The organism is Amycolatopsis sp. VC5-11, from assembly GCF_037034185.1.
Classification (GTDB): Bacteria; Actinomycetota; Actinomycetes; order Mycobacteriales; family Pseudonocardiaceae; genus Amycolatopsis; species Amycolatopsis nivea.
The window spans coordinates 1,381,144-1,399,450 of sequence record NZ_JBAGKF010000001.1 but is presented as its reverse complement, the minus strand read 5'-3'; the positions used below and the strand labels follow the sequence as shown (position 1 = coordinate 1,399,450).

General features: G+C 70.2%; 21 protein-coding genes. 8 read left to right on the top strand and 13 right to left on the bottom strand.

Annotation, left to right across the window (positions count from 1 at the left end; genetic code table 11):
• Window position 1: 1 nt before the first annotated feature.
• The gene (locus WA670_RS06975) at window positions 2-691 is read right to left on the bottom strand and encodes a demethylmenaquinone methyltransferase (protein WP_037818876.1); all 690 of its coding nucleotides are present in this window, start codon (window positions 689-691) and stop codon (window positions 2-4) included.
• Window positions 692-701: 10 nt separating this feature from the next.
• On the bottom strand, window positions 702-1,355 hold the full coding sequence (locus WA670_RS06970; RefSeq protein WP_336157155.1) for a DUF4386 domain-containing protein: 654 nt from the start codon (window positions 1,353-1,355) through the stop codon (window positions 702-704).
• A gap of 81 nt (window positions 1,356-1,436) precedes the next feature.
• Between WA670_RS06970 and WA670_RS06965 the strand changes: the two genes are divergently transcribed.
• On the top strand, window positions 1,437-1,895 hold the full coding sequence (locus WA670_RS06965; protein ID WP_167754427.1) for a MarR family winged helix-turn-helix transcriptional regulator: 459 nt from the start codon (window positions 1,437-1,439) through the stop codon (window positions 1,893-1,895).
• Between the two features lie 62 nt (window positions 1,896-1,957).
• Here WA670_RS06965 and WA670_RS06960 read toward each other — a convergent pair whose 3' ends face one another.
• Both WA670_RS06960 and WA670_RS06955 read right to left on the bottom strand, forming a co-directional pair.
• Window positions 1,958-3,061 (bottom strand): glycosyltransferase, encoded by a 1,104-nt coding sequence (locus WA670_RS06960; protein WP_336157154.1) that lies wholly within the window; start codon window positions 3,059-3,061, stop codon window positions 1,958-1,960.
• Between the two features lie 3 nt (window positions 3,062-3,064).
• Window positions 3,065-4,183, bottom strand: coding sequence for a glycosyltransferase family 4 protein (locus tag WA670_RS06955; RefSeq protein ID WP_205673459.1), 1,119 nt, complete (start codon window positions 4,181-4,183; stop codon window positions 3,065-3,067).
• A gap of 176 nt (window positions 4,184-4,359) precedes the next feature.
• On the opposite strand from WA670_RS06955, the gene WA670_RS06950 reads away from it, so the two are divergent.
• A complete protein-coding gene (locus tag WA670_RS06950; protein ID WP_037818869.1) occupies window positions 4,360-5,193 on the top strand; it encodes an inositol monophosphatase family protein in 834 nt (277 codons plus the stop codon).
• Here WA670_RS06950 and WA670_RS06945 read toward each other — a convergent pair whose 3' ends face one another.
• The 5 genes from WA670_RS06945 to menD all read right to left on the bottom strand — a co-directional run bounded on the left by WA670_RS06945 (window position 5,194) and on the right by menD (window position 10,060).
• On the bottom strand, window positions 5,194-5,658 hold the full coding sequence (locus tag WA670_RS06945) for a DUF3592 domain-containing protein (protein WP_037818868.1): 465 nt from the start codon (window positions 5,656-5,658) through the stop codon (window positions 5,194-5,196). It lies immediately after the preceding gene.
• Between the two features lie 9 nt (window positions 5,659-5,667).
• The gene (locus tag WA670_RS06940) at window positions 5,668-6,342 is read right to left on the bottom strand and encodes a hypothetical protein (protein ID WP_134734109.1); all 675 of its coding nucleotides are present in this window, start codon (window positions 6,340-6,342) and stop codon (window positions 5,668-5,670) included.
• Between the two features lie 56 nt (window positions 6,343-6,398).
• A complete protein-coding gene (locus tag WA670_RS06935) occupies window positions 6,399-7,916 on the bottom strand; it encodes a M1 family metallopeptidase (RefSeq protein WP_134734111.1) in 1,518 nt (505 codons plus the stop codon).
• A 91-nt stretch (window positions 7,917-8,007) separates the two neighbouring features.
• Entirely contained in the window at window positions 8,008-8,352 is a 345-nt protein-coding gene (locus tag WA670_RS06930; RefSeq protein WP_336157153.1) for a hypothetical protein, read from the bottom strand.
• Between the two features lie 31 nt (window positions 8,353-8,383).
• The gene (gene menD, locus WA670_RS06925) at window positions 8,384-10,060 is read right to left on the bottom strand and encodes a 2-succinyl-5-enolpyruvyl-6-hydroxy-3-cyclohexene-1-carboxylic-acid synthase (protein ID WP_037818922.1); all 1,677 of its coding nucleotides are present in this window, start codon (window positions 10,058-10,060) and stop codon (window positions 8,384-8,386) included.
• Window positions 10,061-10,153: 93 nt separating this feature from the next.
• On the opposite strand from menD, the gene WA670_RS06920 reads away from it, so the two are divergent.
• From WA670_RS06920 to WA670_RS06910, 3 genes are read left to right on the top strand one after another with little or no spacing between them, the layout of a single operon-like run.
• Entirely contained in the window at window positions 10,154-11,077 is a 924-nt protein-coding gene (locus tag WA670_RS06920; protein ID WP_037818864.1) for a 1,4-dihydroxy-2-naphthoyl-CoA synthase, read from the top strand.
• A 14-nt stretch (window positions 11,078-11,091) separates the two neighbouring features.
• Entirely contained in the window at window positions 11,092-12,231 is a 1,140-nt protein-coding gene (gene menE, locus WA670_RS06915; RefSeq protein ID WP_336157152.1) for an o-succinylbenzoate--CoA ligase, read from the top strand.
• A gap of 47 nt (window positions 12,232-12,278) precedes the next feature.
• The gene (locus tag WA670_RS06910; RefSeq protein WP_134663683.1) at window positions 12,279-13,148 is read left to right on the top strand and encodes a 1,4-dihydroxy-2-naphthoate polyprenyltransferase; all 870 of its coding nucleotides are present in this window, start codon (window positions 12,279-12,281) and stop codon (window positions 13,146-13,148) included.
• Between the two features lie 127 nt (window positions 13,149-13,275).
• Here the strand turns inward: WA670_RS06910 and WA670_RS06905 are convergent, their stop codons facing one another.
• Window positions 13,276-14,715, bottom strand: coding sequence for an aldehyde dehydrogenase (locus WA670_RS06905; RefSeq protein WP_336157151.1), 1,440 nt, complete (start codon window positions 14,713-14,715; stop codon window positions 13,276-13,278).
• A 104-nt stretch (window positions 14,716-14,819) separates the two neighbouring features.
• Between WA670_RS06905 and WA670_RS06900 the strand changes: the two genes are divergently transcribed.
• Window positions 14,820-15,467 carry a TetR family transcriptional regulator gene (locus WA670_RS06900; protein ID WP_336157150.1) on the top strand — a complete coding sequence of 216 codons (648 nt, stop codon included), beginning with the start codon at window positions 14,820-14,822 and terminating at the stop codon, window positions 15,465-15,467.
• On the opposite strand, the gene WA670_RS06895 is transcribed toward WA670_RS06900, so the two are convergent.
• Genes WA670_RS06895 through WA670_RS06885 form a run of 3 tightly spaced genes read right to left on the bottom strand, consistent with a single transcriptional unit; the run spans window position 15,445 to window position 17,293 of the window.
• Window positions 15,445-16,521 (bottom strand): PLP-dependent cysteine synthase family protein, encoded by a 1,077-nt coding sequence (locus tag WA670_RS06895; RefSeq protein ID WP_037818859.1) that lies wholly within the window; start codon window positions 16,519-16,521, stop codon window positions 15,445-15,447. The genes WA670_RS06900 and WA670_RS06895 overlap by 23 nt on opposite strands.
• A complete protein-coding gene (locus WA670_RS06890) occupies window positions 16,518-16,808 on the bottom strand; it encodes a DUF4229 domain-containing protein (RefSeq protein WP_037818858.1) in 291 nt (96 codons plus the stop codon). The genes WA670_RS06895 and WA670_RS06890 overlap by 4 nt, the downstream gene beginning before the upstream one ends.
• An 11-nt stretch (window positions 16,809-16,819) precedes the next feature.
• Window positions 16,820-17,293 carry an Lrp/AsnC family transcriptional regulator gene (locus WA670_RS06885; protein ID WP_009072012.1) on the bottom strand — a complete coding sequence of 158 codons (474 nt, stop codon included), beginning with the start codon at window positions 17,291-17,293 and terminating at the stop codon, window positions 16,820-16,822.
• Window positions 17,294-17,655: 362 nt separating this feature from the next.
• On the opposite strand from WA670_RS06885, the gene WA670_RS06880 reads away from it, so the two are divergent.
• Together WA670_RS06880 and WA670_RS06875 are read left to right on the top strand one after the other, a co-directional pair.
• Window positions 17,656-17,868, top strand: a complete 213-nt coding sequence (locus tag WA670_RS06880; RefSeq protein ID WP_009072010.1) for a BldC family transcriptional regulator — start codon at window positions 17,656-17,658, stop codon at window positions 17,866-17,868.
• Window positions 17,869-18,042: 174 nt separating this feature from the next.
• A complete protein-coding gene (locus WA670_RS06875; protein WP_037818857.1) occupies window positions 18,043-18,225 on the top strand; it encodes a hypothetical protein in 183 nt (60 codons plus the stop codon).
• The last annotated feature ends 82 nt before the right edge of the window (window positions 18,226-18,307 follow it).

The window sequence follows — 18,307 nt, the reverse complement described above, 5'->3', positions numbered from 1 at the left end:
TTTAGGCAGGCTTGCGCGCGCGGTGGATCGCGACGACGCCGAATGTGAGGTTCAGCCACTCCACCTCGGTCCATCCGGCGCTCGCGATGATCTCGCCGAGCCCGCGCTGATCGGGCCAGGCGAGCATCGATTCGGCCAGGTAGGAGTAGGCCTCGGGGTTGGTCGAGGACCGGCTGCCGACCCAGGTGAGCAGCTTGAGGACGAACCGCCGGTAGATGAACCGGATGGGGGCGAAGGTGGGCGTCGACACCTCGCAGATCACCAGCCTGCCGCCCGGTTTGACCACCCGCAGGATCTCCGCGAGCGCGCCCTTGGTGTCGACGAAGTTCCGCAGCGCGAGGGAGATGGTGACGGCGTCGAAGCTGTTGTCGGCGAACGGCAGGCACATCGCGTCCGCGGCGACCATCGGCACCTTCCGGTGCAGGCCCGCCTTGAGCATCCCGACGGAGAAGTCGGCGGCGAGGCACCAGGCTCCGCCGCGCGCGTACTCGACGGTGGACACCCCGGTGCCCGCCGCGAGGTCGAGCACCTTCTCCCCCGGCTTGGCGTCCAGCACGCGCGCCGTGGTGGTGCGCCAGCGCCGGTCGAACCCGAACGTCATGAACGAGTTCGCCCGGTCGTAACCGGACGCGACGCCGTCGAACATCGCGGCGACTTCGTGCGGATCCTTGTCCAGGCTCGCTCGGGGCATGGGTCCGAGATTAGTCCGTCCGTGCCGCGCGGTCGCGCGGGAGCAGGACGCTGGCGGCGACCAGCCACGCCAGCCCGCCGAACCGCCCGACCGGGATCAGCGGATACAGCGCCGGGGTCAGCAGCGACAGCGAGGCGAGCACCGCGGCCGCGGCGACCACCATCCCGGCGGCCGACAGCCAGCGCGGCAGCAGGTTCAGGAACAGCGCGGGCACCGCGATCCCGGCGATCAGCAACGCCAGCGGCACCACGAAGCCCGGCCCGCCGGACGCGAACGCGAGGCTGGTCAACGCCCGTGCCACCGCCGGCGTCTCGCTGGACTGCGCGGCGGTCCAGGTGATCAACCCGCTCATCGCGAGCGCGGCCGCGGACAGCACACCGCCGGTCAGTCCGATCACCGCGCCCGGCGCCGCGACGCCGAGTCGCCGCTGTCTGCGATACGCCGTCGCGGCCCAGACCGCCAACGGCACCGACGCGCCGAACACCGCGAACGCGAGCAGCTGCACAACGCCCTCGTTGCCGCCGATATACGCGGCGACTTCAGCCGCGCTGGAATCCGGCCGCGTCCCCGTCGCCCCGAGCACCGCCGATGCGACGGTCAGCACCCCGAACGCCAGCGCCGGTGCCAGCAAGGGCGGACCGCCCTGTCGAGTCATGGTCGTCATGGCAAACCTCCAGGTCAATTAGTTTCACTGCTAGAACGATTACACTGGTGTAATTGATTGTCAAGCGATACGGTTCAGGGCATGCAAGGACCTCCGCAGTTCGGCAGCGCTTTCCTGCTGGCCCAGCTGGGCGCACACGCGACCCAGCGCTTCGCCGAACGCGTCGCGGACCTGGGCCTGACCCCGCCCCAGACCGGCCTGCTCCGGGCGATCGCGCGGCGGCCCGGCGAGAGTCAGCAGGTGCTGGCCGCGGAACTGGGCACGCCGCCGACCCGGCTGGTCGCCCTCGTCGACGGCCTGGAGCAGCAGGGCCTGATCGAACGCCGCCGCAACCCGCAAGACCGCCGCCTCTATGCGGTTTTCCTGAGCGACAAAGGCCAAGAAACGATGGCCGCACTCGCGAAAGCCGCCGCAGCACACGAAGACGAGATGATGGCCGCACTGTCCACAGAGGAACGTTCGGTGCTGCGCGACCTGCTGGCCCGAGTCGCCGCCGACCACGACCTAACCCCCGGCGTCCACCCCGGCTACCGCGGCTAGTTGTCCGTGAAGGGCTCCTTGAGGGAATTAGATTCCCTCAAGGAGCCCTTCACGGACCTTTGTCAGCCCAGCGCGGCGAGCATTCCCCGCACCGAGGTCGGCCAAGCGAACTCCTCCGCCCGCGCCCTCGCGGCTGCCCGCCGGATCTCTTCAGGACTATCCAGCAGGCCGGTCACCGCGTTGGCGAACGCGGGCGCGTAGTCATCCACCGCCGCCCCGCACCCGGGCCGCACGATCTCCCGCAATGCCGAGGACGCCGAAACCACTACCGGCGTACCGGAAGCAAGCGCCTCCAAAGCCGCTAGCCCGAACGTCTCATGCGGTCCCGGAGCCAGCGAAACATCCGCGCTGGCCAGCAATCGAGCCACCTCGCCGCGTCCAGCCAAGAAGCCGAGGAACGTCACCGGCAAGCCCCGGGCCCGCCGTTCCAGCGCCCGCCGCCGAGGCCCGTCGCCCGCGATCACCAACCGCACCCGAGCCCCGGACTCCGTCAGCTCAGCGACCGTATCCACGCTCCGCTCAACATGTTTCTCCGGCGACAACCGACCACAATGGACAATCAACGCGTCGGCACCGCCAGCCAGCGCCGACCGCCACCCGGAGTCCCGCATCGACGGCGCGAACGTCGCCAGATCCACCCCTAGCGGCACCCGCCGGACGTTGGGCGCGGCGATCCGCTCGAACTCCGCGTGCGCGAAGGCAGTCGTGCACACCACCGTGTCGTACGACGCCGCCATCCGCCGGTTGGCGGCATCCGCGACGTGCCGGGCCATCGCTCCGGGCAGCAAAAACTGCTCCAGCAACCGGTCCAGCCGCTCGTGCGAAATGACCATGCTGGGCACGCCGTTCCGCCGCGCCCAGACGCCCATCCCCCGCAGGGTCAACCGGTCGGACACCTCCAGCCGGTCCGGTTCCAGCCGCCGCAGCACCGCACGGACCCGCTGCGGATCGACCGCGCGGTACCCGCCGGTCCCGGGAATTTGCAAGGCAGGCAACGAATACCGGCGCACCCCGGTCGGCAGGCTTTCCACCGCGTACCGCCGCCCCGGCACGACCAGCGTCACCCGGTGCCCGCTGGCGACGTACCCCGCGCCGAGGTGGTTCAGCGCGGTCCGCAGCCCGCCGGACCGCGGTCCGTAGAAGTTCGCCAGCTGGACGATGTGCATGGCTCAAGCCGCACGCGCGACTCGGCCCTGTACCGCTTCGTAGTGCCCGACCAGCTCCCGGCACACCGCGGGCCACGTCCGGCCCAGAACCACTTTCCGCGCCTTCTCGCCGAGCCGGGCCCGCAACGCCGCGTCGCGCAGGTCATTGACCTTGGCAACCAGCGCCGGGCCGAACGCCTCCCGGTCAGCCGGCAGCAAATACCCGGTACGGCCTGGCAAGACGAGATCCTTCGGGCCACCCGCGTCCGGCGCGAGCACCGGCAGTCCGGACGCCATCGCCTCCTGCACCGCCTGACAGAACGTCTCGTGCGGTCCGGTGTGCACGAAAACGTCGAGGCTCGCGTACGCGACCGAAAGCTCGTCACCGTACTTCGCGCCGAGGAAAGCCGCGCCAGGCAACCGTTCCCGCAACGACGGCAGCTCCGGTCCGTCGCCGACGACGACCACGCGCACGCCCGGCATCCCGGCCAGCACGGTCAGCCGGTCGACCTCCTTCTCCGGCGCGAGCCGTCCGACGAACCCCACCAGCAGCTCGCCGTTCGGCGCAAGCTCCGCACGCAGCGCCGGATCCGCGTGCGCTGGGGAAAACCGGCTGATGTCCACGCCGCGCGCCCAGCGGTGCACGCGCGGAACGCCGTGCAGTTTCAGCTGTTCGATCGAGTCCGACGACGGCGCAAGCGTCCGGTCGGCCCGCGAATGCAGGCGGCGCACCCAGCGCCAGGCCGCCCGCGCGCCGATGCCGAAGCCGTACGACGTGGCGAACCCGGCGATGTCGGTCTGGTAGACGGCGATCGACGGCACGCGCAGCCGTCTGGCCGCGGCGAGCCCGCGCGCGCCGACCACGAACGGCGAGGCCAGGTGCACGACGTCCGGGCCGAAATCGGCCAGCGCGGTCAGCACGGTGCGCGTCGGCAGGCCGATCGGCAGCGAGTTCACGCCGGGGAAGTCCAGCGCCGGAATGCGGACGACCGGCGCGCCGCGGTAACTCGCCGGACCCGGTCCGGGCGCGACGACCAGCACGTCGTGCGCGGATTCGACCAGGTGCTCGACGACCCGCAGCACGGAATTCGTCACGCCGTTCACCTGGGGCAGGAAACTTTCGGTGACTATGGCGACTCGCACGGCGTCACTGTCGCAAAACCGCAGGCAGGGCGGGCCAATCCCGCGTAACCGACCGGCCAACGGTGGCGAAACACTCCGCAGCGTCCGCGCCCGGGCGCCGACCGTCGAAGAATTCGCCACGACATGTCATCTTCCGGTCGTGTCCCGGACACCAGGAACGCCCAGACTAAGCAGGCATGACCCTCTTGTCCTCCAGGCCGTCGCGGCCCGTGGAACCCGGGCTGCTCTCCCGAGCACTCGAGGTCGCGGGGCGGCTGGCGAACGACGCCACCGACGTGATCACCGCGACCGCGGGCCGCGGCGCGCACCCGGCGACGCTGGATTCGCCGTTCGACTGGGTCACCGACACCGATCGGATCCTGGAACGGCACACCCGCCGCGTGCTGACCGCGGAGTTCCCCGGAATCCCGGTGGTAGGCCACGAATTCGGCGCCGACCACGGCGCGGACGTCGCGGAGTACCGCTGGGTGGTCGACTCCGTGGACGGCACCGCGAACTACGTCGCCGGAGTGCCGTGGTGCGCCTACAGCCTCGCCCTGGTCGACGCGAGCGGCCCGGTGGTGGGCGTCGTCGCCGACCCGTACCGGGCGCAGATCTACGCCGCCGCCCGCGGCCGGGGAGCCCGCGCGAACGGAAAACCGCTGAAGCTGGTCGACCGCGCGGGCACCGCCGGAGCGATCGTCTGCACCGAACTGGCGCGCAAGGGCCCGTGGCCGGGAATGGGCGAGTTCATCGAACGAGCGGCAGCCGCACACACCGGGGTGCGGGTGCTGGGGTCGGCCGCCCTGTCGATCGCCCAGGTCGCACTGGGGCACGCCGCCGCGGCGGTACTGCACAGCTACCACGAATGGGACGTCGCGGGCTCAGTCGCAATGGCGATCGAGGCGGGCGCGGTGGTGCTGGACAAACACGGCGAGGACGCCGCGCTGCCTACTGACGGACTGCTGGTCGCCGCACCCGGCGTGGCCGACGAAGTACTCGGCTGGTGGCAGGAAACCGCCGGAACCTGATCACACCTTCGCGGCGACCGGCTCCGCCACCGAAGCGGACCGGTCCCGCTTCATCAACCGGCGCAGCCACCACAGCAACGGGCCCGCCACCAGCCACGTGATCAGCACCGTCATGCCCACCGGCAGCAGCGTCAACGTCGCGGTCCGGCCGGCGACCCGGGTCAGCTCGGGGTTGGTCGCGTCGTACTCGATCGCCACCAGCTGGCCGGCCGCGAGGCCCGACGGGTACAGCACCCCGGTCGGCGGGCTGTGCACGATGCCGTCCGGGGTCTGGTACTGGATGATCGTGCGGTCGAAGGCCACCGACTCGACCGTCGCGTTCGCCGTGCCCAGGTGCGATTCGATCGCGCTGTCGTTGCGGAACGCGGCGAAAACCAGGCTCACGCACATCACCGTGAGCAGCACAGCCACGCCCAGCACGGCGAACCACGCGATCCGCCGTGCCTTCACACTCCTGGCTGCCACACCCAGAGTTTAGTCGGGTGCGCCGACCAGCTCGGCACTCGGCAGCCAGTGCGCCCGGTACAGCACGTGCAGGTTGTACGAGTTCACCAGCAGCCGAGACGTCCAATGCAGCTGAAAACACTTGTGCTGCGCCGATTCCTCGCCCGGAGCCGAACCAGGGGCTCCGAACGCGAGGTCGAAGAAGTCCTCGGCGGTGTGCCGGAAGACCGCCGGGCTGCCGGTCAGGAACATCGTGTTCGCGTGGAACCGGTCGAGCAGCCGGTCCCGGGTGGGCCATTCCGGCCAGTCGATCGGCCGCCGATCAGCCGGGACCCGCACGGTATGCGGCCGGGCCGGGCCGAGCGCCGCCCGCAGCCGCGGCCACTGCGAAGGGCGCAGGTGCGCGGTGTGCTGGCTCAGCACGAGATCCAGCGGACGACCGGTGAACTCCGGTTCCTCGGGAATCCGGCCGGTGCGCAACGGCAGGTGGATGATCGTGTGGCGGGACCGCGAGGCTAGCAGCCACAGCACCCCGATCCGGTACGCCGCGCTGCGGTCGACGTACATCTCCACGTGCGACATCTCCGTGCCCGGAGCGACCTCGAACAACAGCGCGGTGTCCAGAACGGGATCAGGGCGCAGCACCCGCCACTCCCGGCCGTCGAGCCGGGCGTGGCGGAGCTGCGCCCGCACTTTCATGGCCACGAAATCCTCCTCCTGGAGCGGAACTCTCCAGGATCCCGCGGCCAGGCAAGCGAATTTCAGTGCCGCTCAGCCGCCGCCAGCGCGCGGTGGTTCGCCTGGATCTGGTCCCACGCCTTCGGCTTCGCCGGAACGGCGGCGAAAGCCTTGGCCGCCGCGACCGTCCCATTAGGACCGACGGCGGGCTTCCCCTTGGTGAACAGCCAGGTCTGGAACAGTTCCTGCAACGGCTTTCCCGACACCTTCTCCGCGAGCGCGATGAAGTCCGGGATCACCGCCGCTTTACCGGCCTTGGCGGTCTGCCACTGCTGGAGGATCGAGAAGAACGCCTGGTCGCCGACCGTGGTGCGCAACGCCTGCACGGCCATCGCGCCCCGGTCGTACACCGCGCGGTCGAACTGGTTCGGCTCGCCCGGATCGCCCGGCAGGACCTGCCAGAACGGGTCGTCGGCCGCGTAGGAGTCGTACGCGTACTGCGCGAGTTCCGCGGTCGTGCCCTCGCCCTGGTGCTCGGACCACAGGTACTCGGCGTAGGACGCGAAGCCCTCGTTCAGCCAGATGTCGCTCCACTTGCCCAGCGAAACGTTGTCGCCGAACCACTGGTGTGCGTTCTCGTGCGCGATCAGCGTGGTGTTGGAGCCAGCGGCGAAGTTGCGCGCGCCGTAGGTCGGCCGGGTCTGGTTTTCCAGCGAGAAGGTGATCCCGCTGGTCACGACGCCGCCCTCGGCCTCGAACGGATACGGCCCGAACTGCGACGCCAGGAACTCGTCAACCTCCGGCGTCCGCTCCACGCTCGCCTTGGCCGCATCGAGCGAATCGCCGAGATCCGAACCGTAGGCGGTGATGAACGGCTTGCCGTCCGGCGTGGTGGACTGGACCACGTCGTACTTGCCGACGATGAACGACGTCAGGTAGGTCGCCTGCGGTTTGGTGCTGCGCCAGTTCCACCGCGTCCAGCCGGCCCGCTTCTTGGTCTTCTTCACGAGCGTGCCGTTCGAGATGGCGGCGAGCCCGTCCGGAGCCTCGATCGACACGTCGTAAGTCGCTTTGTCGGTCGGGTGGTCGTTGGAGGGGAACCACCACTGCGCGCTCTGCGGCTCGTCGATGCCGAGCGCCCCGAACGCGCCCTTCTTCCACGTGTTCAGTCCGCCGACCTTCTCCGTCGACGGGCTGTCGGAGTAGCTCACGACGACCGTCGCGGACTGGCCCTTCAGCAGCGGCTGCGCCGGCGTGATCACCAGCTCGCCGTCGCCGTTCTGGTTCGTGAACTGCGCGGGCCGGTTGTTCACCAGCACCTTCGACGCCTTGAGCGCGAAGTCAAGGTCGAAGCGCGACAGGTCCTGGGTGGCGGTGAGCAGCAGCGTCGTGGTGCCCGACAGGACGTCGGTCTCCGGCTGGTAGCTCACGCGGATGTCGTAGTGCTGCACGTCGGTGCCGCCGTTGCCGGCGTTCGGGTAGTACGGGTCGCCGACCCCCGGCGCGCCCGGTGCCGGCACTGCCGAGGCGGTGCCTGCCAGCAGCACCGTCGCGACTCCAGCCGCAACCGCCCCGATTCCGGCCCGAGTTCTCGATCGCATGGTTCCTCCAAGGTGGCCAATGCGACCGAACGTATCCACGTGAGCACCCCACAGGTACGTCCGAACGACGGGTTCTTACCCACTGGGAAGATCATCCGGATTCGGCGATCCACCACGCGATGGCGATCGGGATGCCGTACAGGATCGGGCCCGCGTACAGCCCCGGCCACGGTCCCCAGCCGCGCCGCACGGCGAGCCCGGCCATCGCGAACGACCCGGCGATCGCCGCGAACCAGCCCACCCACGGCAGCGACGCGACCGCCTGCTGCCCGGCCTCGCTGCAGATCGCCCTGCTGTCCCCGGCGAAGCAGTTGTCGCTGGCCATCACCAGAAACGACGAGAAATACGAGCACACCAGCCCGATCAGCGCCAGCGCCGCCACCGCCGCGCTGAACCAGGCCCACCGGCCTCGCGGGCGCAGGTCCGCCTCGTTCACGAAATCCCCCATATTCACCGGCCCCCGCCGGTTAAACCGTCCCCACCGCTTCCGCGACCGCGGACTTCAGCCGCGCGTGGAGATTCCGGTGCTGCGCCCGGTCGACCCGGACCTCGACGACCCGCAGGCCCGGCGCGGGCCGCAGCGCGGCACGGAACTCTTCGACCGTTTCGGCCAGGACGTGCGGCACCCGGTAGCCCGCGCACAGCGCGCCCAAATCCGCGCCGTGCGGCGTGCCGAAGACGCGCTCGAAGCTCGCCGAGTGTTCCGGCGCGCCCTGCTCCAGCAGCGAGAAAATGCCGCCGCCGTCGTCGTTCAGCACCACGATCGTCAGGTCCGGCAACTGCTCCGCCGGGCCGGTGAGCAGGCCGGACGCGTCGTGCAGGAAGGTCAGATCGCCGAGCAGCGCGTACGACGGCGCGCGGTGCACAGTGGCCGCGCCGATGGCCGTCGACACCGTGCCGTCGATCCCGGCGACGCCGCGGTTGCGGTGCACCAGGACGTCCGGCCGCAGCCGTCCAGCGAGCGCGACATCGCGCGTCGGGTTCGAGGAGCCGACCACCAGCAGCGCGCCTTCCGGCAGCGCGTCGACCAGCTCCGTCGCTACCCGTACGCCGCTCGGCCACGGCTCGGCGGCCAGCGCCGTCGAAACCGCTTGGCTGGCCGCGGCGTCCGCGCGCTGCCAGCTCGCGAGCCACTCCGGATCGGCGGGCTTCGTCGGTTCGGCGAACCACTGCCCGACCTGGCGGACGTTGTGCGCGGGCGCGGGCCAGTCCGAATCCGGACGCACCAGCAGCACCTCGACCTCCGGGTCCGACAGCACCTTCTGGACCTGCCGGAACACCGTCGGACGGCCGAGGCACAGCACCTGCTCGGGCCGGTGCCGCGAGATGAATTCCTCGACGCCCAGCAGCCAGGCTCCGGACGACATCGCGGTCGCGCCGGACAGGCCGAGCCCGCCGGTCTCCGAAACCACCGGCCAGCCGTGCTGTTCGGCCCACTCGCTGGCCGCCTGAGCGCCGGTGTCGCACGCGATCACCAGGCCGTGCCGCGCCGACGGGACCACGAACGAGGGCAGCGCGCCGAAGTCCGGCAGCTCGGTCCAGCGTTCGCCGTCGGGGCGGCCTTCGAGCGATTCGTACCACTCGCCGTCATCGTCGAGGTCCGGCACCAGCGGCTCGCGGAACGGGATGTTCAGGTGCACCGGCCCGCAGCGCCACTCGCCGTACGCGGCGTTCCACGCGCGGCAGATCTGGCTGCGCCAGTAGGAGTTCTGCCCGGCCCGGCGTTCGGCGACGGCCAGCTCGTCGAAGTAGCGGACCGCGTCGCCGTACAGCTCGTACTGGTTGATCACCTGGCTCGCGCCCGCCGAACGCAGCTCCGGCGGACGGTCGGCGGTGAGCACGATCAGCGGCACGCCCGCCCGGTCGGCCTCCAGCACGGCCGGGTGGAAGTTCGCCGCCGCGGTGCCGGAGGTGCAGACCACCGCCGCCGGACGGCCGGTGCGCGCCGCGATGCCGAGCGCGAGGAACGCCGCGCCGCGCTCGTCGATGCGGACGTGCAGCTGCAGCCGTCCCGAAGCGGCGGCGTCGTAGAGCGCGATGGACAGCGGCGCGTTGCGAGATCCTGGACACAACACGACGTGCGACACGGTGTTGCGGACGAGTTCGTCGACGATGACCCTGGCCTGCGCGGTGGACGGGTTCACCGGCAGGCCCCCGTTAAGGAACCGTCCGACGGGCACTCCCCGGGGGCGGCGTCAGGCACAGCGATCATGTCCACAGGTCCTATTCTCCCAAACGTGGATGACGCCCGAGTTTCCGAGCTGTTCGACCCCGCCGCCTGGTCCGAGGTCGAAGGGTTCTCCTTCACCGACATCACCTACCACCGTTCGCGAGATGCCCGCTCCGGCAAACGGGTGGTCCGGATCGCTTTCGACCGTCCGGAGGTCCGCAACGCCTTCCGCCCGCACACCGTCGACGAGCTCTACCGGGCGCTCGACCACGCCCGGATGAGCTCGGACGTCGGCTGCGTCCTGCTCACCGGGAACGGCCCGTCGCCGAAGGACGGCGGCTGGGCGTTCTGTTCCGGCGGTGACCAGCGTATTCGCGGACGGTCCGGGTATCAGTACGCGAGCGGGGAGACCTCGGACACGGTCGACCCGGCGCGGGCGGGGCGGCTGCACATCCTCGAGGTGCAGCGATTGATCCGTTTCATGCCGAAACCCGTGGTCGCCGTGGTGCCCGGCTGGGCCGCGGGCGGCGGGCATTCGCTGCACGTCGTGTGCGATCTCACCCTCGCCTCGGCCGAGCACGCGCGGTTCAAGCAGACCGACGCGGACGTCGGCTCGTTCGACGCGGGCTACGGTTCGGCGGGCCTCGCCCGGCAGGTCGGGCAGAAGTTCGCGCGCGAGATCTTCTTCCTCGGCCGCGACTACACCGCCGAGCAAATGCACCGGATGGGCGCGGTCAACGAGGTCGTGCCGCACGCCGAGCTGGAGCGGGTCGCGCTCGAATGGGGCTGGACGATCATCGGCAAGTCGCCGACCGCGCAGCGGATGCTGAAGTACGCGTTCAACGCGATCGACGACGGGCTCGTCGGACAGCAGCTGTTCGCCGGCGAAACCACCCGGCTGGCGTACATGCAGGACGAGGCCGTCGAGGGTCGCGACGCGTTCCTGGAGAAGCGCGACCCGGACTGGTCCGACTACCCGTACTACTACTGAGAAGGTCGTTCGCCGTGCACGTGGTGTGGCTCGACGGCAGCGCCGACGCGTTGACCGCCCTCGACGCGGCCCTGGCGGCTGCCCTCGACGGCGGTCCGGCGGTGCTGCCGCTGAACTCGGCGGATCCGTCGGCCCCGGCGCTGCTCGAGGCGATGGCCCCGGAGCAGCCGGTCGAGCCGGACACCGCCGTGGTGATCGCCACGTCCGGGTCCACCGGAGCGCCGAAGGGAGTGCTGCTGTCGCCGCGTGCGCTCATCGCGTCCGCGACGGCAACGCACGCCCGGCTCGGCGGCCCCGGGCACTGGCTGCTCGCCACGCCCGCGCACTACATCGGCGGCCTGCAAGTCCTGATCCGAGCGCGGCTGGCAGGCACGAAACCGGCGTTCCTGACCGGCACCGGCTTCCGCCCGGACGAGTTCGCCGCCGCTGCCGCGCCGGTGCTCGCGGAGAACGGCCCGCGCTACACCGCGCTCGTGCCGACCCAGCTAGTCCGCCTGCTCGACGACGGCGGCGCCGGCCTGGCCGCCGCGAAGGCCTTCGACGGCATCATCCTGGGCGCCGCCGCCACCTCGCCCGCCCTGCGAACGCAAGCGGCTGAGGAAGGCGTGCGGATCGTCCCGTCGTACGGCATGAGCGAGACCGCGAGCGGCTGCGTCTACGACGGTGTTCCGCTCGACGGGGTGCGCGTGGAACCCGACGCTGACGAGCGACTGTGGATCTCCGGCCCGGTGCTGTCGCACGGCTACCGTCTCGCCCCGGAACTGACCGCGGAGTCGTTCCGGGACGGCTCTTTCCGCACCTCCGACCGCGGCCGCTTGTTGCCCGACGGCCGGATCGAGGTGCTCGGACGCGCGGACGACGTCATCAACACCGGCGGGGTCAAGGTGTCCGCCGCCGCGATCGAACGGCTGCTCGGCGCGCAGCCCGGGGTGCGGGACGCCTGTGTCGTCGGGATTCCGGATCCGCAGTGGGGCGAGGCGGTCGTGGCGATGGTGGCGGGTTCGACGGACGAGGCCGCGCTGCGAGCCGCGGTCCGGGCTGAGCTGGGTGCGGCCGCGACGCCGAAACGCGTCGAGTTCGTCAGCGAGTTGCCGTTGCGCGGACCGGGAAAGATCGACCGGCAGGCAGTGGTCGCCGCCCTGCGGACGCGCTGAGCGGGTTCACCGAACGGGTGAAGATCGCATGGCGTTGAATGGACCCCATGGCGACAGTCAGTGAGTGGATCGAAGGCGCCCGGCCGAGGACGCTGCCGAACGCGATCGCACCGGTCGTGGCGGGCGTCGGAGCGGCGATCGCGCTCGACGCGTTCTCCTGGTGGCGTTCGCTGCTCGCTCTGCTGGTCGCGTTGTCGCTGATCATCGGCGTGAACTTCGCCAACGACTACTCCGACGGCATCCGCGGCACCGACGAAAACCGCGTCGGCCCGCTGCGTCTCGTCGGCTCCGGCGCGGCGAACCCGAAGGCCGTCCTGCGTGCCGCGCTGACCTCCCTGGGCTTGGCCGGAGTGCTGGGCCTGGCGCTCGTCGCACTGAGCGGATACTGGTGGCTGCTCGCGATGGGCGCGCTGTGCATCCTCGGCGCGTGGTTCTACACCGGCGGCAAAAAGCCTTACGGCTACTACGGTTTGGGCGAGATCGCGGTCTTCGTGTTCTTCGGACTGGCGGGCGTCCTCGGCACGGTTTACGTCCAGGCCGGCCGGGTTAGCTGGGACGCACTGGGCTGCGCGGTAGCGGTCGGCTCGTTCTCGATGGCGGTGCTGGTGGCGAACAACCTGCGCGACATCCCGACCGACCTCGAGTCCGGCAAGCACACCCTCGCGACCCGCATGGGCGACGGCGGCACGCGAAAGCTCTACCTGACCCTGGTGACGGTCCCGTACGCACTCACCGTGCTGATGGGGATCTGGCACCCGCTGCTGTTCATCACCTTCGTGACCGCGCCGCTGCTGCTGAAGCCCATCAAGTCCGTCGGAGGCGGCGGCAAGGGCCGGGAGCTGATCCCGGCCCTGCGCGACACCGGCATGGCGATGTTGGCGTGGGCAGTGCTGAGCGCGGTCGCCCTGGCGCTCTAGCGGCCGACCGCGATCGCCTGCTAATTCGCAAACACCGCCCGGGCCAATCGCGCCCACGGCCCACCCCGCTCCGCCTCGAACCCACCGAACCGAGCCGGGCGATGCAGAGCGCATTCGCCCTCGCGCTCTAACGACCCACCGCAATCGCCTGCCACTCCACGAACTCCGCCAACCCGTGCGAGCCGTACTCACGGCCCACCCCGCTCGCCTTGAACCCGCCGAACGGTGCGTTCCCATGCCGCGGCGCGCCGTTGACGTGGAACGTGCCCGTGCGCACCGCCCGCGCGAGCTCGACGCCGTGTTCCGCGTCGGCCGTCCAGACGCCGCCGCTCAGGCCGTAGTCGGAGTCGTTCGCGAGCCGGATCGCCTCCTCCTCGGTGTCGAACGGGATCACCACGAGCACCGGCCCGAAGATCTCCTCGCGCGCGATCCGCATGTCGTTCGTGACATCGGCAAACACCGTCGGACGCACGTAAAACCCGTCCCTCAGCTCAGGATTCGCGAGCGGCTCGGCACCGCCCGCCGCGATCCGCGCGCCCTCTTCGACGCCTAGCCGCAGGTACGACAGCACGCGCTCGTACTGGTCTTGGCGCACGATCGGCCCGACGAACGTGTCCGGCTTCGCGGGATCGCCGACCACGAGCCCGTCGGCCATTTCCGCGAGCGCGGCCACGACCTCGGCGTACCGCTCGCGCGCCGCGAAGATCCGCGTGTGGGCCACGCACATCTCGCCGTTGTTCGCGAACGTCGCGGTCCGGATCCCCTCGGCGACGGTCTTCGGGTTCGCGTCCGCGAGCACGATCGCCGCGGACTTTCCGCCCAGCTCCAGCCCGACGCGCTTGAACTGCTCTCCCGCCAGCGACGCGATCCGCCGCCCGGCCGCCGTCGAGCCGGTGAACGAGATCTTGTCGACGCCGGGGTGCGTCACCAGGTACTCGCTCACGTCGCGGTCGGCCGCGAACACGCTCACCACGCCCTCGGGGAACCCGGCCTCGGCGAAGATTTCCGCCAGCAGCATCGCGTCGAGCGGGGTTTCCGGCGCGGCCTTCAGCAGCACCGGATTGCCCGCCAGCAGAGCCGGAATCAGCTTCACCAGCGCGGCCGAATGCGGCGAGTTCCACGGGATCACCGCAGCCACCACGCCGACCGGCGCGGCCCGCACGATCGTCCGGTTGCCCGCCTCGTCAGTGAGCGTCTCCTCCCAGCCGAACTCGCGCGCGGTCTTGAGCCACGCCGCCGTGCGCTCCGGGAGGTTGTGCTGCGTCCAGCCGGTGAACCAGCTCGGCGAGCCGTTCTCCGCGGTGATCAGCTCGGCGATTTCGTCGGCCCGGGCGGCGTGCAGTTCGTTGAACCGCTCGACGAGCCGCAGCCGCTCGGCCAGCGGAGTTCTCCCCCACGGTTCGAGCGCCCGCCGGGCCGCCGCCACCGCGCGGTCGACGTCCGCCTTCGAGGCCTTTGGCGCGGTGCCGACCAGCGCCCGGTCGTGCGGCGAACGGATTTCGAAGGTGTCGGTCGTCGCGGGCGCGGTCCAGCGGCCGCCGAGGAAGAGCTGGTCGTAAGTGCGCATCGGGATCTCCTGCCAGAGTTAACGGAACACTGCTCTCTTGTTCTCGAAGTTAACAGGACGCTGTTCTTTTATCAAGAGAGCAGTGTCCTGTTACACTCCGAGGCGTGTCCGACTTCCAGCGCGCCCGCAGTCCCGAGCAGGTGGAAGCCCGCCGCGAGGCGATCCTCGACGTGGCCGAACAGCTGATGACGGAGGCGTCCGTCAGCGAGGTCAGCATGCGCGAGCTGGCCCGCCGGGTAGGCCTGTCGGCGTCGAACGTCGCGCGCTACTTCCCCACGCGGGAGGCCGTCTACCTGGAGGTGCTCGACCGCGCTCGCGGCGCGTGGCTCGACTCGCTCACCCTCGACGGCGATCTGTCAGAGGTCGCCGCGACCCTCGCCCGCTCACTCGCGACGCGACCAGTCCTGTGCGAACTGATCAGCGTGCTGGCGAACGTGCTGGAGCGCAATGTCTCGACGGAAATCGCGCGGGACTACAAGCTGCGCTCGGCGAAGCACAACGCCCGCACCGCCGACCTGCTGCACGCCGCGCTGCCAGGCCTTTCCGCGGAGACCGCACAAGAACTGTCGTCCGCGATCTTCATGTTCACCGCGGGAATGTGGCCGCTGGCGCACCCGAACGAAGCCGTCCAAGAAGCCATCAAGGACCCGCGCCTGACCGGCTCCCGCCTCGACTTCGAGGACCGGTTGCGCCGCCTGATCGTCGTGCTGACGCTGGGCTACCAGGAAGCTAGGCGTCGAATCGGCCAGTGAGCAGGAACTCGTCGAACCGCGCCCGATACGGCGCGAGGTCGATCCCCTGCTCGCCGAGCCATTCGTCCGAGTAGTACGTGTTCGCGTACCGCTCCCCGCCGTCGCACAGCAGCGTCACCACCGAACCCGCCTGGCCGTCCGCCAGCATCCGCGAGATCAGCTGGAACGCGCCGTACAGGTTGGTCCCGGTCGAGCCGCCCGCCCAGTGCCCGGTGCGGTCCCGCAGCAACCGGATCGCCGCCAGCGAACCGGCGTCGGGCACCTGGAACATCTCGTCGATCACGCCGGGCACGAACGACGGTTCGCAACGCGGCCGTCCGATGCCTTCGATCCGCGACGGCATCCCGGTCGCGTAGTCCGGCGCGCCGGTTTCCCACGCGCCGTAGAACGACGAGTTTTCCGGGTCCACCACGCAGATCTTCGTGGTGTGCCGCTTGTACCGGACGTACCGGCCGAACGTCGCGCTCGTCCCGCCGGTGCCCGCGCCGACGACGATCCACGACGGCACCGGATGGCGTTCGGCACGCATCTGCGCGAACACCGATTCGGCGATGTTGTTGTTGCCGCGCCAGTCCGTCGCGCGCTCGGCGTAGGTGAACTGGTCGAGGTAATGCCCGTTGCACTCAGCGGCCAGCCGCTCGGCCTCCGGGTACATCGCCGGCGCGGAGTCGACGTAATGGCACTCGCCGCCGTAGAACTCGATGAGCGCGATCTTTTCCTTGCTCGTCCGCCGCGGCACGACGGTCACGAACCGCAGGCCGAGCATCCGCGCGAAGTACGCCTCGGACACCGCGGTCGAGCCGCTGGACGCCTCGACCAGCACGGTGTCCGGGCCGATGTGCCCGTTGACCAGGCCGTACAGGATCAGCGAGCGCGCGAGGCGGTGCTTGAGCGAGCCGGTCGGATGCACCGACTCGTCCTTCAGGTAAAGGTCGATGCCCCATTCCGGGGGCAGCGGAAAAACGTGCAGGTGAGTGTCGGCGCTGCGGTTGGCGTCGGCCTCGATGATCCGGACTGCTTCGCGGACCCAGGCGCGGCTGTGCGGTTTGCTCATGCCGCGGAATCGTCGGCCGAGGTCTCGCCGCGCAGCTGCGAACGCAGCTGGGCACGAGCACGCGCGCGGGATTCGTTGCGCTTGGCCAGACCGGCCGTCACGCGCTGGTTCAGCCCGCGCAGGAGCAGCAGTCCGAGCGGAAGGCCGACGACGAGCCCGATCAGCAAAGAGACCAGCAGCGGCACGCCGACCAGCGAAAGCACGACCGCGACCACCGCGACGAGCGCGAACCGCGCGATCAAGTACACCGTCAGGTCACGGGGAAGGTGGTCCGGTGTCTCGCTCACACCGAAACAGGCTACGCCCCGCTTGCCGGGTCCTCGTCCAGGCCCGCGTTGTTGGGGCGGCCCTCGAACCGGGTGGAGAGCACCACTGTCGTGTTGGTACGGCCGACGCCGGGGATGCGGCGCAGCCTGCCGAGGGTGAGCTCCAGCTCGTCGACCGTCGAAACCCGCACCTTTACTACGAAGGCCTCGTCGCCCGCGACCGCGTAACAGCTTTCGACCTCGGGCAGCTCGCCGAGTGAAGCGGCGACGTCCTCGTCGGTGGCGGTGTCGGTGGGATGGATGCCGACCAGCGCGGTGACGCCGAGTCCGACCGTGTTCGGGTCGACCATCGCGTGGTACCCGGTGATCACGCCCGCCGCCTCGAGCTTCCCGACGCGTTCGTGCACCGACGACGCGGAGAGCCCCACCGTCCGGCCGAGGTCGGCGTAGGTAGCGCGGCCATTGGCCCGCAGCTCGGCGATGATCTTCCGGTCCAGCTGATCCACCGGCTCATTATGCGGCGCGCCCGCGCGGGAGGCGCATCCCGGTAGGCCCCGGATTGTCTCCTGCGTCACAGCAACCTCGACGCCGGACGCCGCCCAGACGCGGCCTTTGCTCAGTCTTTACCCGAATCTCGGCGCAACTGGTCAGAAAGTGCCTGGTCAGCGGGGCGCGAACGGGCGCTGAGCGATCCTGAGAATCTGCTGAGTTATGTCCCTTTTGCACTTTAAGGGCTCTTTACCCAAGGACAACCGTTCGAGTACCCGACGGGTGAAGTGCCACGATTGCCGCGTTGGCCACCCGGGCGCGACGGGCGAAATCGCCCGATGCCCCCGGTATAGCAAGTTGGGCGTTAAGGAGGCGGAAAATGACCGCAACCATGGGCGGACGGTTGCTCACCCCGGGTGAGGTGGCCGCTCTGTTCCGGGTGGACCCGAAGACCGTGACCCGCTGGGCCACCGCGGGCCGCATCGGCTCGATCCGGACGCCGGGCGGACACCGCAGGTTCCGCGAGTCCGAGGTGAACGACCTTCTGGCCGAGCTCACCACGGACGCGAGCGAGCCGACCCGCAAGATCTGATCCGCGGGTCTCGAACACGCCGAAGGGTCGTGACTGGCAAGGGGTGCCTCCCGCATCGCTTGCCGGTCACGACCCTTCGCCGCGTTCCGGGGCGGGTCCGCGCGCGCACCGTCCCCCCGGTCCGGCCCGATTGCGGCTAATCTGGGGGGCCAGCACGACGGAAGGACCCCGGGCATGATCCCTTTGCTCGCAGCGGTGGGCGCGATCACCATCGCCGTTCTGTTGTGGCGGGCACTCGGCGCGCAGCGGATCAGCGTCCCGCAGCGCCGCCCGGCCGTCGCTCCCGACGACGATCCCGAATTCCTGCGCAAGCTCTCCGAACAGCAGCGCAAACGCCCGGACGAAACCGACTCCTGAGCGTGCTTGATTGCCCCGGCTCCGCCGGGGCGCCGAGATCGCCGGGAAGCGATCTCGGGTTGTGGTTGCGGAGCCCGCACGG